Below are 937 nucleotides of genomic sequence, written 5' to 3' on the forward strand. Positions count from 1 at the left end.
TATACGCGACAGGTTGGCTGGGGCGGGACGCCACCTGTCGGCGGTGCCCAGGCTGATGTGCCGGTGCTCATGTGTGCCCTCCCTTAGCGCGCTTACGTTGTCAGCGTGGCTGCGCTCGCTTGTTCGGTCGCTTCGTAGGTCGCAACGCTGCACTGTGCGGCGGCCGCCCCGGCAACCGTCAGGCTGGCCAGCTCGGCCAGCCGGGTGGTGATGAGGCTCGCGGCGACGGCGTTCGTTGCCCCCACATACCCGCCCTGCGGGAGCGTGATGTCTGTCCCGGCGATGGCCGTCATGCGATGCTCGGCCACGGCAGCCAGGGCAGCCGCGGTGGCCTGGGTGTCGATGTGTGTTTTCGCGGGCATAAGGCCGATCCTACCTGCGGAGCAGGTCAGATACGGCGCCCGAGAAAAGTACCGCCAATGCCTTCCGGCGGTGTCATCGGCGGGATTCAGCGCAGCAGGGCGGCTAGGCGCGGGTCCTGCCACCACCGTTGCCCCAGCACCGCCGTGGCGGTCCACAGTGATAGCAGGGGGACCACGGGGCCTTGCATCCGCACCGGTGGGTGTCCGGCGTGGGTTGCCAACGTCAGTCTCCACGTGTCCAGTTCCGGGTAGAAGCCTGCGATATCGCCGTACCAGAGGCTTTCCAGTCCAGAGCCGCCGTCCCAGATCAGACGGTCGGTGGTGCTCCACACGTGGATGTTCTGGTGGTCGCGCCAACGGGGCTGGGCATCGCGGCGCGCGGCGACCTTGCGGCGGCGGTTGATGGCCGCGCTCACCGCGAGCGCCCCCACCATCACCGCTGGTCGCCGGTCAAGTCCAGGGGCGTGGTGTACGACGTCGTCGTGTGATTCTTCGATGTGATGGTTCAGGCGGTCAGTGCCGCGGGGGTGGCCTCCTGTTCGGTCGGTGAGCTCTGATCGGCTCGGGATTTGCTG

General features: G+C 67.9%; 1 protein-coding gene and 1 pseudogene. Both read right to left on the reverse strand.

Annotation, left to right across the window (positions count from 1 at the left end; translation table 11 throughout):
• Positions 1–92: 92 nt before the first annotated feature.
• Positions 93–362 (reverse strand): hypothetical protein, encoded by a 270-nt coding sequence (locus tag HPC46_RS34540; protein WP_005148503.1) that lies wholly within the window; start codon positions 360–362, stop codon positions 93–95.
• A gap of 86 nt (positions 363–448) precedes the next feature.
• Positions 449–937, reverse strand: a pseudogene (locus tag HPC46_RS34545) (hypothetical protein); the annotation flags it as partial.

The sequence above is a fragment of the Mycolicibacterium vinylchloridicum genome, assembly GCF_013404075.1.
Classification (GTDB): Bacteria; Actinomycetota; Actinomycetes; order Mycobacteriales; family Mycobacteriaceae; genus Mycobacterium; species Mycobacterium vinylchloridicum.